The organism is Streptomyces sp. NPDC060205 (assembly GCF_042728395.1).
In the GTDB taxonomy this organism is placed as follows: domain Bacteria; phylum Actinomycetota; class Actinomycetes; order Streptomycetales; family Streptomycetaceae; genus Streptomyces.
In genome coordinates, this window is the sequence record NZ_JBHWZP010000260.1 from 1 (window position 1) to 13,660 (window position 13,660).

The 13,660-nt window shown below is 71.1% G+C and carries 11 protein-coding genes; 5 read left to right on the forward strand and 6 right to left on the reverse strand.

Annotation, left to right across the window (positions count from 1 at the left end; all coding sequences use genetic code 11):
* Positions 1-81: 81 nt before the first annotated feature.
* From ACFWGJ_RS33015 to ACFWGJ_RS33025, 3 genes are all read right to left on the reverse strand, one after another.
* A complete protein-coding gene (locus tag ACFWGJ_RS33015; protein WP_387332003.1) occupies positions 82-1,815 on the reverse strand; it encodes a BCCT family transporter in 1,734 nt (577 codons plus the stop codon).
* An 88-nt stretch (positions 1,816-1,903) separates the two neighbouring features.
* Positions 1,904-3,187 (reverse strand): M14 family metallocarboxypeptidase, encoded by a 1,284-nt coding sequence (locus ACFWGJ_RS33020; RefSeq protein ID WP_387332005.1) that lies wholly within the window; start codon positions 3,185-3,187, stop codon positions 1,904-1,906.
* Positions 3,184-5,184, reverse strand: a complete 2,001-nt coding sequence (locus ACFWGJ_RS33025) for a Xaa-Pro dipeptidyl-peptidase (protein ID WP_387332007.1) — start codon at positions 5,182-5,184, stop codon at positions 3,184-3,186. The genes ACFWGJ_RS33020 and ACFWGJ_RS33025 overlap by 4 nt, the downstream gene beginning before the upstream one ends.
* A 229-nt stretch (positions 5,185-5,413) precedes the next feature.
* On the opposite strand from ACFWGJ_RS33025, the gene ACFWGJ_RS33030 reads away from it, so the two are divergent.
* Positions 5,414-6,919, forward strand: coding sequence for a M1 family metallopeptidase (locus ACFWGJ_RS33030; RefSeq protein WP_387332009.1), 1,506 nt, complete (start codon positions 5,414-5,416; stop codon positions 6,917-6,919).
* Positions 6,920-6,998: 79 nt separating this feature from the next.
* On the opposite strand, the gene ACFWGJ_RS33035 is transcribed toward ACFWGJ_RS33030, so the two are convergent.
* Positions 6,999-7,331: a hypothetical protein gene (locus tag ACFWGJ_RS33035; protein ID WP_387332011.1), complete on the reverse strand. Its 333-nt coding sequence runs from the start codon at positions 7,329-7,331 to the stop codon at positions 6,999-7,001.
* Positions 7,332-7,489: 158 nt separating this feature from the next.
* Here ACFWGJ_RS33035 and ACFWGJ_RS33040 point away from each other — a divergent pair, with 158 nt between their 5' ends.
* On the forward strand, positions 7,490-8,194 hold the full coding sequence (locus tag ACFWGJ_RS33040; RefSeq protein ID WP_387332013.1) for a MerR family transcriptional regulator: 705 nt from the start codon (positions 7,490-7,492) through the stop codon (positions 8,192-8,194).
* A gap of 4 nt (positions 8,195-8,198) precedes the next feature.
* On the opposite strand, the gene ACFWGJ_RS33045 is transcribed toward ACFWGJ_RS33040, so the two are convergent.
* A complete protein-coding gene (locus ACFWGJ_RS33045) occupies positions 8,199-8,924 on the reverse strand; it encodes an SDR family NAD(P)-dependent oxidoreductase (protein WP_387332015.1) in 726 nt (241 codons plus the stop codon).
* A gap of 204 nt (positions 8,925-9,128) precedes the next feature.
* On the opposite strand from ACFWGJ_RS33045, the gene ACFWGJ_RS33050 reads away from it, so the two are divergent.
* From ACFWGJ_RS33050 to ACFWGJ_RS33060, 3 genes are read left to right on the forward strand one after another with little or no spacing between them, the layout of a single operon-like run.
* Entirely contained in the window at positions 9,129-10,196 is a 1,068-nt protein-coding gene (locus tag ACFWGJ_RS33050) for an ABC transporter permease (RefSeq protein WP_387332017.1), read from the forward strand.
* Positions 10,193-11,290 carry a sugar ABC transporter substrate-binding protein gene (locus ACFWGJ_RS33055; protein WP_387332019.1) on the forward strand — a complete coding sequence of 366 codons (1,098 nt, stop codon included), beginning with the start codon at positions 10,193-10,195 and terminating at the stop codon, positions 11,288-11,290. The genes ACFWGJ_RS33050 and ACFWGJ_RS33055 overlap by 4 nt, the downstream gene beginning before the upstream one ends.
* Position 11,291: 1 nt before the next feature.
* Entirely contained in the window at positions 11,292-12,794 is a 1,503-nt protein-coding gene (locus ACFWGJ_RS33060) for a sugar ABC transporter ATP-binding protein (protein WP_387332021.1), read from the forward strand.
* A 28-nt stretch (positions 12,795-12,822) separates the two neighbouring features.
* Here the strand turns inward: ACFWGJ_RS33060 and ACFWGJ_RS33065 are convergent, their stop codons facing one another.
* Entirely contained in the window at positions 12,823-13,557 is a 735-nt protein-coding gene (locus ACFWGJ_RS33065; RefSeq protein ID WP_387332023.1) for an IclR family transcriptional regulator, read from the reverse strand.
* Positions 13,558-13,660: the final 103 nt, after the last annotated feature.

Below are 13,660 nucleotides of genomic sequence, written 5' to 3' on the forward strand. Positions count from 1 at the left end.
CCCCCAGACACCTGGGGGCGCGGGGAACTGCGCAGCCTCGGCCACGACGGACCCGCGGCCGACACACGGCCCCCGCAGGGGCTACGTGTGATCGTGGCCCAGCGGGTCGCCCTCCGTTTCCGTGCCGGCACCCGGGCCGACCCGGATCTCGAAGTCGCCGTCGTACTTCTTGTGGCCCTCGATCACGGCCAGTTCGACCGCCTCGGACCCCATCTCGTTGCGGACGATCACCGGATCCCGCCGCAGATCCCGCATGAGGGCGATGCACATCCCGATCATCACGAGGACGAAGGGCGCGGCGGCCAGGATCGTCAGGTTCTGCAGGCCGGTCAGCGCGTCCCCGTCGCCACTGCCGACGAGCAGCATGATCGCGGCCACCGCCCCGGTCACCACACCCCAGAACACCACGACGAACCGGCCTGGTTCGAGGGCGCCCTTCTGGGAGAGCGTGCCCATGACGATGGACGCGGCGTCGGCGCCCGAGACGAAGAAGATGCCGACGAGGATCATCACGAGCAGGCTGGTGGCCGTCGCGATGGGGAACTCCTGCAGCACACCGAAGAGCTGGCCCTCGGGGGTCGTCTTGCCGGCGAGCGCGCCGCCCTCCTTCAGCTTCATCGCCGAACCGCCGAAGATCGCGAACCAGACCAGGCTGACCGTGCTGGGCACGAGGATGACGCCGCCGACGAACTGGCGGATGGTGCGGCCACGGCTGATGCGGGCGATGAACATGCCGACGAAGGGCGTCCAGGAGATCCACCACGCCCAGTAGAAGACGGTCCAGCTGCCGAGCCAGTCGGCGACGCCCTTGCCGCCGCTGGCCTCGGTGCGGCCGGCGAGCTGGGGCAGGTCACCGAGGTAGGAGAAGATCGAGGTGGGCAGCAGGTCGAGCACGATGATCGTGGGGCCCGCGACGAACACGAAGACCGCGAGCACCAGGGCCAGCACCATGTTGGTGTTGGACAGCCACTGGATGCCCTTCTCCACACCGGAGACGGCGGAGGCGACGAACGCCACGGTCAGTACGGCGATGATCGAGACGAGCAGTCCGTTGCTCACCTTGTCCATCCAGTCCAGCTCGGTGAAGCCGGAGCCGATCTGGAGGGCGCCGAGGCCCAGTGAGGCCGCCGATCCGAAGACGGTGGCGATGATGGCGAGGATGTCGATCGCCCGGCCGGCCGAGCCGTTCGCGTGCTTCTCGCCGATGAGCGGGGTGAAGACGGCGCTGATGGTCTGGCGCCGGCGTTTGCGGTAGGTGCTGTAGGCGATGGCGAGGCCGACCACCGCGTAGATCGCCCACGGGTGCAGGGTCCAGTGGAAGAGGGTGGTGGCCATCGCCGTCTCCATGCGTTCCGCGGAGTCGGCGGGGGTGGTGCCCGGCGGGGGTGTCGTGTAGTGCGAGAGCGGCTCGCTCACGCCGTAGAACATCAGGCCGATGCCCATGCCGGCGCTGAACATCATCGCCACCCAGGAGACGGTGCGGAACTCGGGCTCCTCGCCCTCCGCACCCAGGTGGATCCTCCCGTAGCGGCTGATCGCGAGCCACAGCGCGAAGACCACGAAACACGAGGCTGCGAGCATGAACGCCCAGCCGCCGTTGTGGATCAGGCCGTTGAGCATGGTGGTGGAGGCGTCCTCCAGGGAGTCGGTGGCCGTCGCTCCCCAGATCACGAACGCCACGGTGAGCGCGGCCGTGACGCCGAACACCACCCAGTCCGTGCGGGGGCGCGATTCCAGGTCCGCCGGGGCGTCGGGGCCGCCGGGGACTGCCGCCGGATCCTTCCGGCCTCCCCTGTCCTTCAGATCTTCGGTCATCGGCGGCACCTTCCCCGGAAAGCGTTCGGCACACATTCCTGATCGTTGTGCCTACGACCTACCACAGGTGCCGCCGATCCCAACCGCCTCAGCAGCGGGTGTCGGGTTCCGCAACCGTCAGGTGGTACGGCGCACGCTCGTCGAGCAGCAACGGGACGAGGGCGCGCAGGGACTGGCGCAGTGGTACGCGGGCTCCGGCGCCGTCGGAGTCCCGTCGCGCCGTGACGCCGTGCAGGGCCAGTTCGTCCTTGACCTCCGCGTACTGGTCCGCCGTCAGCCGGTAGGCGCAGGGCGGGTCCGCGATGGTCTCGGACGGTTCGGCCGGGTCGTTGTCGGCGCCTGACGTGTACACCGGTCCGGTGTCCCGGTAGCCGGCCAGCCGGGCCGCCGACGTGGCCGCCCCGATCCGGTCGCGCCGTTCGTCGGTGAAGTCGAACAGGCCTCCCAGCGCTGCGAGTTGGGAGTGGACGCGGCGGCGGTTGTTGAGTGCCCCGTCGGCCTTCTCGGCCTCCGTGAGAGGGTCGACGCGGCTTTCGATGAGCAGTCCGACGCCGTGCTTGACGCCGGACATGTTCCGCAGGATCCGCTCCTGCCCGTCACCGGCCACCTGCCGGATCGGGTCGCCGGTCACCGGGTCGGTCCAGATGCCGTACGTCCCGATCGAGTGGCCGGCGCTCTGCGCGGCGGGCCGTACGTACGTCTGCGAGAGGGTCTGTGCCTCGTCGTGGACGGCCGGGTCGGTGTTGAGGTTGCGCGGCCAGAGGTCGAAGAGGTCCTTGTCGTAGTAGGGCGGTGTGGCTCCGTACTCGTGCAGGTCGTAGACCACGTCCGGCCGCCGGTCGCGGACGACGGCGGCCGTCGCGCGCGCCTCGGCCGTCTGCAGGGCGAGGTGGTCGCGGTTGATGTCGACGCCGTCGCTGTTGCCGCGGGTGTCGGCGGCCCGGCCGTCCGGGTTGGCGGTGGGCACGACGAGCAGGGTGGTGCGGTCGAGGAATCGCCGGGTGCTCGTGTCCTTCGCGTACGCGAGATCGCGGACGGTGGTGAGGCAGGCCTCGCGGCCCGACGGTTCGTCGCCGTGCTGGCTGCAGACGAGCAGCACGGTGGTGGCGGCGTGCGGGTTCCCGACGCGTACGAGCTGGACGGGCCGGTTCTGTTTCGTCGTGCCGATCCGGCTGAGCGAGACCCGCTCGCTCGCCCGGTCGACGGCGGTGAGGAAGGTCTGCTCCTCGGGCTGGGTGGTCCAGCGTGCTCCGGCGGTCTGCTCGAATCCGGTGCGGGGCGGGCCCTGCGCCGCGTGGGCGGGCGCGGTGAGGAGGGGTGCGGTGAGCGCCACCGCGGTCAGGGCCAGGGCCGCGGTCCTACGGGGTGTCATCGGTCGCTGCCTCCGAGAAGGGTTCCGGCGACGTCTCCGGGAACGTCTCCGGGGACGCGGTGGGTGGCGCGGGGCTCGCCGACCCCGTCGAGGAGCGCGCCGGGCGTGATGTACGAGGATCCCGAGGTGGCGCGGGCGAAGGCGGCCGTCCCTCCGACGAGCGGCACGGCGGCCGACGTACGGGACAGGTCGAGCGTGAGCGTCGGGGTGGTCGACGGCGGGTCGATGAGGCCCTGGTCGGTACCGGCGACGATCAGCGCGAGCCGGTGGCCCTTCGGGACGACGTGGTCGCTCGCGTGCAGGTCGAGGGTGATGGTGTACGCCTTGCCCGGGGTGAGCGGCTCGCCCTTCGTGGCGGACGAGTGGTTGCCGAGGTCGGCCCAGCCGCGGCTGAACACCGTGTACTCGACGTCGGCCGTCCTGGCCGCGGTCTCCTTGAAGCAGGAGCTGTCACCCGTGGTGCTCGGCCCCCAGCAGGTGCGCTCGGTGAGCGTCGTGATGCCCTCGCCCGCGGCGGAGTAGTCACGGATCGTGTCGGGGCCGAGGTCGACGAGGACTGCGGACAGATGGGCGCTCGTCGTGGTGGGCGTGGCGGTGACGGTGACCTTGGAGGAGCCGGAGAGGCGGACGTCACGGGTGAGCGGCTGGGTGGTGAAGCCGGCCTTGGCGGACGTGGACCGGTCGATCTCGGCGGCCCAGTCGGTCTCGTCCTGGCCCGGGTCGTCGGTGAAGGTCTCGGTGCCCTTTCCGGTACGCAGTCCGAGGGTGCCGACGCCCGCCTGCTCGCCCCTGGCCGGGCGCAGCTTCACGGTGTCGGTGCCGCGCGGCGGCCAGACGGCCGAGGTGGCCCACTGGTCGGGTGCGCGCTCGATGTCGGCCATCGGCTCGTCGTCGATACCGTTGTCGTAGCCGAGGAGTTCGTGGTCGAACCAGCGGTGCAGGGTGTCGGCCCAGGCCGCGCGGCGGAAGTCGAAGGGGTCGACGTGGCCGGTCTGGGACAGCCAGATCTTGCGGTCGACGCCGTTCTTCGCGAGGCCGTCCCACCACTGGCCGAAGTGCTTCGGGCGGACGTTGAGGTCCTGCATGCCGTGGATGACGAACACGCTGGCGTCGACCTTGCGGACGTCCTTCACGTAGTCGCGCTCGGTCCAGAACGTCGTCCAGTCGCCGGTGCGCGGGGCGCCGTCCACGATCTTCTGCTGGACCGCGGCGCACCTGGCGCGGGCGTCGGGGCTCTCGACGTAGTCCGACAGCCATTCGGGGCCGGAGTCGTAGAGGGGGGCGCCCTTGGCGAAGTAGTAGTCGTACCAGGAGGAGATGGCGGCGATCGGGACGATCGTCTCCAGGCCCTCCACGTCAGTGGCGGCGACTCCGTTGGCGATGGTGCCGTCGTAGCTCTTGCCGATCATGCCGGTTCTGCCGTTGGTCCAGCCGGCCTTGGCCTTCGTGTTCCCCGTACGGGAGGTGTAGCCCTTGCCGCGACCGTTCAGCCAGTCGACGACGGCCTTCGCGGACTGGACGTCGGAGCGGCCTCCGACGTCCACGCAGCCGTCGGAGCGGTTGGTGCCGGCGAGGTCGACGGCGACGAAGGCGTAGCCGCGGGGCACGAAGTAGTTGTCGTAGTACAGCGGCATCTGGACGACGTTTCCGTCCGCGTCGTACGTCTTGCGCTGGCTCTCGTTGCCCCGGCCGCAGCAGGAGTAGTACGGGCTGGCGTCCATGATCACGGGTACCTTGCGGCCCTGCTGGGCGGGCTCGCTCGGGCGGACGATGTCGACGGCGACGCGGTCGGTCCGCCCGTCGCTGTCGCCGTCGAGTCCGGTGTCCACCCAGACGGACTCACGGACGGCGTTGTCGTACGAGTACACGGGAGTGCTCTCCCGCGGAGCGCTGTGGGCGACGGCCGGGGTGAGGAACGTGGCCATCAGGGCGGCGGTGGCCGCCGTCGCGAGCGATCTCCAGGTGATGAGGCGCATGTAGCGCGCAGGTGTCCGCATGCGCGGAAGGTACTCCGGTCAACTCCTGCGCAAAAGGGGGCCGATTGGGGTGTCGGCCTGCTCTTCGGGTGTGGCTTGAAGTGTGCGTCAGGCCGGAACTCGTGTGTTGGCGGCACATGTGGCGGCCGAATGGCGATCGTGTGACAGGAGCGGCCATGGACAGGGATGGGCCCACAGCGCGTGAATAGGCTCCGGACAGACTTCATGACCCCACGACTTGGAGCCCCACGTGCATCGCAGACTCATCGCCCCGGGCGCGCTCGCGGCCTCCCTCCTGCTGGCGATCCCGGCGTCCGCCGCGAGCTGGTCGCCCGGGGCGCCGGGCATCGGCGACCCCTACTACCCGGCGTACGGCAACGGCGGTTACGACGTGTCCCACTACGACCTGCGGCTGACGTACCAGCCGGCGACAGACCGGCTGGAGGGCACGGCGACCCTGCTGGCGAGGACCACCCAGGATCTCTCCCGCCTGAATCTGGACTTCCTGCTCGATGTGAGCGAGGTGCGGGTCAACGGCGCCAAGGCGTCGTTCACGACCTCGGGCGAGCACGAGCTGGAGGTCACGCCGAAGAACCCGCTGCCCGCCGGTACGGCCGTCACGGTCGTGGTGCGCTACAGCGGGGTGCCGTCCACGAAGACGGCGTACGGGTTCACGAGCTGGCACCGCACCCCGGACGGCGGGGTCGGTGCGAACGAGCCCGAGGCGGCCTGGTGGTGGTTCCCCAGCAACGACCATCCGCTGGACAAGGCCACGTACGACGTGTCGGTGGCCGTGCCGGACGGGTCCCAGGCGATCTCCAACGGCACGCTGCAGTCGACGAGTTCGCGGGCGGGCTGGACGCGCTACAGCTGGCGGTCCAACAAGCCGCAGGCCACGTATCTGGCGACGCTGGCCGTCGGCAAGTTCGACGTCACCACGGGGACGTCGGAGAGCGGCATCCCCATCGTCAACGCCTACAGCAAGGACCTGGGCGACAACTACGGGGCCGCGCGGGCGAGCATCGAGCGGACCGGGGAGGTCGCGGACTGGCTGGCCGAGTACTTCGGCCCGTACCCGTTCAACGCTCTGGGCGGATACGTCCCCAACACGAACACCGGGTACGCGCTGGAGACGCAGACCCGGCCGTTCTACAGCCCGCGGCAGTTCGCGAGCGGGACGAACGTGTCCGTGGTCGTCCATGAGCTGGCCCACCAGTGGTACGGCGACTCCGTGTCCGTCGCCGGATGGAAGGACATCTGGATCAACGAGGGCTTCGCGCGGTACGCGCAGTGGCTGTGGTCGGAGCACGAGGGCGAGGGGACGGCGCAGGAGATCGCGGACTACGTGTACGCGTCACGGCCCGCGGAGGACCCGTTCTGGACCGTCAGGCCCGGGGACCCGGGGCCGGAGAACCAGTTCCACATCGCCGTGTACGACCGCGGGGCGCTGGCCTTGCAGGCACTGCGGAACGAGGTCGGGGACGAGGCGTTCTTCGCCGTCCTGAAGGGCTGGCCGCAGCGGCACGCGTACGGCAACGCGACCGTCGGTGACTTCGTGGCGTACGCCGAGTCGGTGTCGGGGCGGCCGCTCGCGGGGCTGTTCGACACGTGGCTGTACCAGGCGTCCAAGCCGGGGGTGCCCGCTGCGCGGGCCGCTTCCATCGCGCCGGGGGCACGGGGGGTTTCGGGGTCGGCTCCCGTGCGGCCGAAGTCGTGGAAGAAGATCGCCGCGACGAATTCCGTCCACGATCACTGAGGACGGCGTCCGGGAGGGGGCTCGTCCCGGTGGGACCGTGCGGGCCGGACGTGGCTGGCCGCGCAGTTCCCCGCGCCCCTTACGGGGTCCGTCTTTTCTTGGACGGGGTGTCCGCCGCGAGGTTCGAGGCCAGTTCCGAGACGGCTATGCGGAGCTGGGTCTCGGCGGCGGCGCAGTGGGCCGCCCGGCGGGCGCGGCCCTCGGCCAGGATGGCGTCGCGCGCGCGGTGACCCTCGGCACGGGTGGCCGCGAGTGCCGCGGCGTCACCCTCCGGGGCGACCGGGGCCTCGTCGTCCGACTCGTCGCGTATCTCGGTGCCCGCGTCGCCCGCCTGTCGTATGCGGGGCAGTACCCGGCGGTAGAACAGAACGGCGACGACGAACAGCGGCAACGCCACGGGGACCATGGCCATGACTTACCCGATCATGCGTGCGCAGCAACGTACATCTGCGCCACTGTTGACCGGAACTCACCATTCGGCCGGGCCCGGGCTCTCTTTCACCACTCAGGTGAGACAGCAATACTGTTTCACCGCGTCCGGTGGCGGGCGTCGTACGTGAAGGAGCAGGCATGGCTACGGACATCGGGGAGCCGACGCTCACCGTCGACGAGCTGGCCGCGCGGGCGGGTGTGACAGTGCGGACGGTGCGTTTCTACAGCACCAAGGGGCTGTTGCCGCCGCCCGTGATCGGGCCGCGGCGCGTGGGGCACTACGGCCAGGAGCATCTGGCGCGGCTCGCGCTGATCGAGGAGCTGCAGCAGCAGGGGATGACGCTGGCCGGGATCGAGCGCTATCTGCAGCAGTTGCCGGACGGGCTCAGCGCCCAGGACCTGGCCATCCACCGGGCCGTGGTGGCCTCCTGGGCGCCCGACGCGGCGGAGGAGATGAGCCGGGCGGAGCTGGAGCGCCGGGCGGGCCGCCCGCTCGGGCAGGAGGACCTGGACCGGCTCGCCGCGATGGGTGTCCTGAGGGAGACCGCGGGCCCGGACACGTACCGGGTGGATCTCGGGCTGCTGCGGCTCGGCGTCCAGCTGCTCGACGTACCGATGGCGCACGAGTCGATCCTCGCCGCGCGCAACGTCATGGTGAAGCACACGCGCGCCGCCGCCCACGAGCTCTCCGTGCTCTTCCGCAACGAGGTGTCCGAGCACGAGTCCGTCGAGGCCGTGCGGGATCTGTCGGCGCACATGCAACCGCTGGTCGTGCAGGCCCTGCTGACGACCTTTCAGCGGTCGCTGAACGAGGAGGTCCGGGAGTGGCTCAGGAATTCCTGAGACTTCACAAGTAGGCCGAACCGCCCGCCACGTTGAGGGTCTGGCCGGTCAGGAAGCCGCTGCCCTCGTCGACCACGTACAGGAGGGTCGAGACGAGGTCGGGCGGCTCCTGGGTTCTGGGGACGGCCTGTTGGGCGCGGACGTGCTCGAAGCCGCCGTCCGCGCCGACCGTCCGCTCGGCGGTCTCCGTACGGACCATGCTCGGCGCGATCGCGTTGACGGTGATGTCGTACGGCCCGAGCGCCGAGGCGAGCGCACGCGTGAACCCGATCAGTCCGGCCTTGGAGGCGGTGTACGCGACCATCGTGGGCGGCGCGGTGAGCACGGCGGCCGAGGCGATGTTCACGATGCGCCCCCAGCCCGCCGCCTTCAGGTACGGCAGTACGGCGCGGGTCATCAGGAACGGCGCCTCCAGGTTGACGCGCATCACCCGCCGCCACTCCTCGGGCGTGATGTCCGCGAAGTCCGACTCGGGGTAGACCCCCGCGTTGTTGACCAGGACGTGCAGGGTGCCGAACTGTTCCAGCACCTGCTCCAGGGCCGCGCCGATCTGCGTCTCGTCCGTGACGTCGGCGACCAGTTCCACATAGTCGAGAATGCGGTCGGCCGTCTCCCGCTGCGGAACGAGGTCGAGCCCCGCGACCCGGTAGCCGCGTCCCGCGAGTGCGACGGCGAACTCCTGCCCGAGGCCCTGTGCCGCGCCGGTCACCAGGGCGGTACGCGTCTCCATGCGGTGAGTGTCATGACCCGTCAGGCGGGCGGCAAGGGTGCGTTTCCGGTCGGTGGAACGGCCGGGCGGCCGGTCCGGGGGACGGCGGCGGGCGCGGGGGCTGTTCCGGCTGTTCCATTCGCCGGAACGGCCGTGTTGCCGCATACGCCCCGCGGACCGACGCTGCGGGCGGACCCAGCCGCCAGCGTTCCGGAGCCGTGCCCGATGACCGAGACCGACCGTGCCGTGGAGGACGCCGGGCGCGCCCGCGCACAGGGCGCAGGCTCACGGCGGTTCGGGCTGCCGCCGGCCCGCTCGTGGGCGGCGCGGCTGTCGCCCCGGTGGCTGCCCGACGAACTCGGCGTCCTGGTCGTCCTCGCCCTTCTGATCGCCGGCATCGGCATCCCGTACCCCGGCTTCCTCGACAGCGACAACCTGCTCACCACCGCGCACAACTCCGTCTACATCTCGCTGATGGCGTGCGGCATGGTCTTCGCGCTCGCCATGCGCGAGGTCGACCTGTCGGTCGGCGGCAGTTACGCGATGTGCCTGGTCGTCGGTGCCCTGCTGGTGCGCGAAGGGGTCGAGCCCTGGCTGGCGGTGCCGGTGATGCTGCTCACCGGCACCGCGCTGGGCGTCTTCAACGCGCTGGTCACCACCCTGCTCGCGCTGCCCTCGTTCATCGTCACGCTCGGCACCCTGATGCTGTTCCGGGGCATCGGGCTCGCGCTCGCCGACGGCAAGCAGATCACCGATCTGCCGCTGGACGACTCGTTCTTCACGCTCGCGGGCGGCGACCTGGGCGGCGTGCCGTTCGCGCTGTGGGTGCTGCTCGCGGTGACAGCGGTGCTGACCGTGGTGCTGGCCCGTACTCGTTTCGGGTCGCGGGTGCGGGCCATCGGGTCCAATCCCGACGCGGCCTCGTTCAGCGGAATCCCCGTCGTGCGTACGCGCGTTCGGGCTCTCGCGCTGTCCGGGTCCACCACGGCCTGCGCGTCGGTGCTCGCGCTCGCGTACTACGGCGCCGGGGACCCGACGCTGGGCCAGGGGTACGAGCTGCAGGCCATCGCCGCGTGCATCATCGGCGGCACACCGCTGGCGGGCGGACGCGGCTCGGTCGTCGGGGCGGTGGCCGGCGCGCTGATCCTGTCCGTCGTCGCGTCCGGCCTCGTGTTCTTCGAGGTACCCATCAACTGGACGTCGTTCGCGACCGGCGCGGTGATCCTCGTCGCGGTCGCGGCGGACAGCGTCCTGCGCCGCGGAGGACGCCGCCGAGGAAACCGCAGACAGTGACGTCACCGCACCTGGAGGCCCTGATGCACGCCCGATTCCGTACCCTGTCCGGCGCCCTCGGCGCGCTGGTGCTCCTCTGTGCCACCGGATGCGGCAACGACGACGACTCCGGAGGCGGGGGCGGCGGGAAGCTCGACATGGGTATCGCGGTGGCCAACATCAGTCTCAACTTCGCGCACGAGATGGTGCTCGGCGCGGAGAGCGCCGCCGACCACGCGGGACATGTGAACTTCAAGGCCGTCGGGCCGCCCAACACGGACGGTCCGGCCGAGGTCCAGCTCTTCCAGAACCTCACCGCCGTCGCGAAGGACGGCATCGTCCTGGAGAACCTGGACCCGCCGATCTTCACCCGGCCGGCCGCCCGCGCCGTCGACCAGGGCATTCCGCTCGTCGCCCTGGACACCTCCCCCACCGAGGGCAGCAAGATCACGTTCTATGTCGGCAACGACAACTACGCGCTCGGCGAGCTGATGGCCCAGGAGGCACTGAAGCGGCTGGGTGACGACCCGAAGGGCGAGATCGTCGTCGGGGTGCCCAATCCGGGGACGCCCGTGCTCGACAACCGGGCCAAGGGCATCGCCGACACGTTCGAGAAGGAGGCGCCTGGCGTGAAGGTGCTCGGCCCCTTCCAGACGTACAGCGATCCGGGCCAGAACCACAGTTCGTGGGCCTCGCAGGTCGCCGCGCATCCCAAGGCGCTCGCCTTCCTCGGTGTCGGGGACGCCGACAGCTACAACCTCGCGAAGATCAAGAAGGAGAAGGGCGGGAAGTGGCTGACGGCCGGTTTCGACGTCGACCCCAAGACCCTCGACGCGGTCGAGGACGGCTCGAACTTCGTCACCATCGACCCGCAGCACTTCCTCAAGGGCTATCTCTCCACGGCGATCCTGATCGAGTCGGTGCGCGAGAAGGACGGGAAGCTGCCCGACGGCTGGTTCCTGTCCCCCGGCGGCGTCGTGGACTCCTCCAACATCGCCGAGGTCACCGCGCGGCAGAAGTCACCGAAGGCCGCGTACGACTGGTACGAGCCGGTGATCGACAAGCTGCTCCGCGACCAGGAGGCACAGCTCAAGCCGTTGAAGGACGCGCGCTGAGATGAACCGCGAGGACATGCTGGACGCGCGGTCGCTCGTCAAGTCGTACGGCGGGGTGAAGGCCCTGGACGGGGCGGACATCCGGCTGCGGGGCAGCGAGGTGCACGCGCTGGTCGGGGAGAACGGCGCGGGCAAGTCGACCCTCGTACGGATCCTGTCGGGGACCCTGGCACCGGACGAGGGGGCGGTACGGCTCGCCGACCGGGTGCGGGAGGGCGGAATCGCCGTCGTGTCGCAGGAGTTGAGCCTCTTTCCCGATCTGACGGTCCGGGAGAACCTGTTCCCGCACCGCCCGCCGCGCCGCTTCGGACTCCTCGACCGGAGCGCCATGGACCGTGCGGCCCGGCCGGTCCTCGCCGAACTGGGACTCGACGTCGACCCCGGCGCGCTGCTCGGCGAACTGCCGCTCGCCGACCAGCAGTTGACGGAGATCGCCCGCGCGCTGCTGCGCCGGCCGCGTGTCCTGGTCCTCGACGAGCCCACCTCCGCGCTGCCCGCCGCCGCCGTGGACCGCCTCGAACAGGTCCTGCGCACCCTCACGGAGCGGGGCATCGCGATCCTGTACGTCACCCACTTCCTGGAGGAGGTGATGCGCTTCGCCCACCGCGTGACGGTGCTGCGGGACGGCCGGGTCACCCTGGCCGGTGTGCGGGGCGAGGAGATCGGCGTACCGGACCTGGTGAAGGCGATGCTGGGGGCCGCGCCACCGCCTCCGGTACGCCGCGAGCGCGCCCCGGTCGACGAGTCGCCGCTGGTCGTGCTCTCCGAGGTGTGCGTACCGGGGCGGCTGACGGACGTCACGTTCACCGTGCGCGCGGGCGAGGTGGTGGGCGTGGCGGGACTGCAAGGGGCGGGCCATCTGGACGCGTTGGCGGTGGTGTGCGGGCGTACGTCCGTCTCGGCGGGCCGGGTCGGCGTCGGCGACCGGGGGCTTCCGCGCTCCTTGCGCGACGCGATCCGGGCGGGGGTGGCGTTCGTGCCGAGCGACCGGAAGCGGTTCGGGCTGATGACCGACCGTACGGTGTGGGAGAACACCACGTCGGTGAGCTGGCTGGCGCTCGGCCGGGGCGGTGTGATGCCGTCCCGCGCCGACCTCGTGCGCCGGACGAACGACTTGACCGGGCGGTTACGTCTGCGGGGCGGCCCGCACGACGTGGTGGCCCGGTTGTCGGGCGGCAACCAGCAGAAGGTCGTCTTCGCCAAATGGCTGGCCACCGACCCTCGTATCGTCGTCCTCGACGATCCCACGCGCGGGGTCGACGTGGGGGTGCGGGCCGAAATGCACGCGATCGTCGCGGAGTTGGCGGCGGGCGGTGCGGCCGTCCTGGTCGCGTCGACCGACCTGGCCGAACTGACGGAGGTCTGCGACCGCGTCCTGGTCTTCGTACGGGGGCGGATCACCGCGGAGGTCAGCGGCGGGCGGCTCACGGAGCACGAGCTGGCGGCGGCGATGCAGTCCGGGGCGGACGTGCGGAGCAACGGGCACGGGGGTCAGCCGAGTTGACCCCCGTGGGGACCACCCGGCCCCGCCGTCAGGCGGACAGCCTTCTGGTCAGGGCGCGGGCCGCCGCGCACACCCGGGCGCCGACGCGGTCCACGTCGAGGCGGCGGGTGCCACCGGTCACGGAGAGCGCGGCGACGGGGCGGGGGTCCCGGGCGTAGACCGGGGCCGCCACGGCCGACACGCCGACCTCGGCCTCCTCCAGGTTGACCCCGAAGCCACGGGCGCGGGTGCGGGCGAGGTCGCGGGCGAGCTGGCCCGGCAGGACCAGGGAGCGGGGCGTGAGACGCGCCAGGGACGGGCCGGGCGGCCGGGGGTCGTGGGCCAGGAAGACCTTGCCCGTGGCGGTGCAGTGGGCGGGCAGCCGGCCGCCGGTGCGCGAGACGATCGGGGTGGCGCGGCGGCCGGTGAGCTTCTCCAGGAAGAGCGTGTCGGGTCCGTCGGGGACCGCCAGGTGCACGTTCTCACCCGTCGCCTCGTACAGGTCGCCGAGGAACGGCAGGGCCACGTCCCGCAGTTCACGCGCGGAGGGCGCCGACTGGCCGAGGACGAAGAGTGCCAGCCCGATGCGGTAGCAACCGTCCGGGGCACGTTCCACGAGTCCGAGCCGGACCAGTTCGGCCAGCATCCGGTGTGCGGTCGGTTTGGCGAGACCCGTGCGCAGCGACAGGTCGGCCAGGCTCTGCGAGCCCTCCGACTCGCCGCAGGCGCGCAGCAGCGCCGCACCGCGCGCGAGCACCGACTTCGGCACCTGACCATCCGTCATGGACCGATGGTCGGCCCCCGGCAGGCGGGTGACAAGGTGCGGGTCCCTGTGAGTCGCCGACGACTCGCCCGGTCCCGCTAGGGCCTGTCTGACAATTCCCGTC

Coding starts and splice junctions, on each gene's coding strand:
- ACFWGJ_RS33040 (WP_387332013.1), top strand. CDS start 7,490: ATGGCTACGGACATCGGGGAGCCGACGCTCACCGTCGACGAGCTGGCC.
- ACFWGJ_RS33050 (WP_387332017.1), top strand. CDS start 9,129: ATGACCGAGACCGACCGTGCCGTGGAGGACGCCGGGCGCGCCCGCGCA.
- ACFWGJ_RS33020 (WP_387332005.1), bottom strand. CDS start 3,187: ATGACACCCCGTAGGACCGCGGCCCTGGCCCTGACCGCGGTGGCGCTC.
- ACFWGJ_RS33015 (WP_387332003.1), bottom strand. CDS start 1,815: ATGACCGAAGATCTGAAGGACAGGGGAGGCCGGAAGGATCCGGCGGCA.
- ACFWGJ_RS33045 (WP_387332015.1), bottom strand. CDS start 8,924: ATGGAGACGCGTACCGCCCTGGTGACCGGCGCGGCACAGGGCCTCGGG.
- ACFWGJ_RS33025 (WP_387332007.1), bottom strand. CDS start 5,184: ATGCGGACACCTGCGCGCTACATGCGCCTCATCACCTGGAGATCGCTC.
- ACFWGJ_RS33060 (WP_387332021.1), top strand. CDS start 11,292: ATGAACCGCGAGGACATGCTGGACGCGCGGTCGCTCGTCAAGTCGTAC.
- ACFWGJ_RS33065 (WP_387332023.1), bottom strand. CDS start 13,557: ATGACGGATGGTCAGGTGCCGAAGTCGGTGCTCGCGCGCGGTGCGGCG.
- ACFWGJ_RS33035 (WP_387332011.1), bottom strand. CDS start 7,331: ATGGCCATGGTCCCCGTGGCGTTGCCGCTGTTCGTCGTCGCCGTTCTG.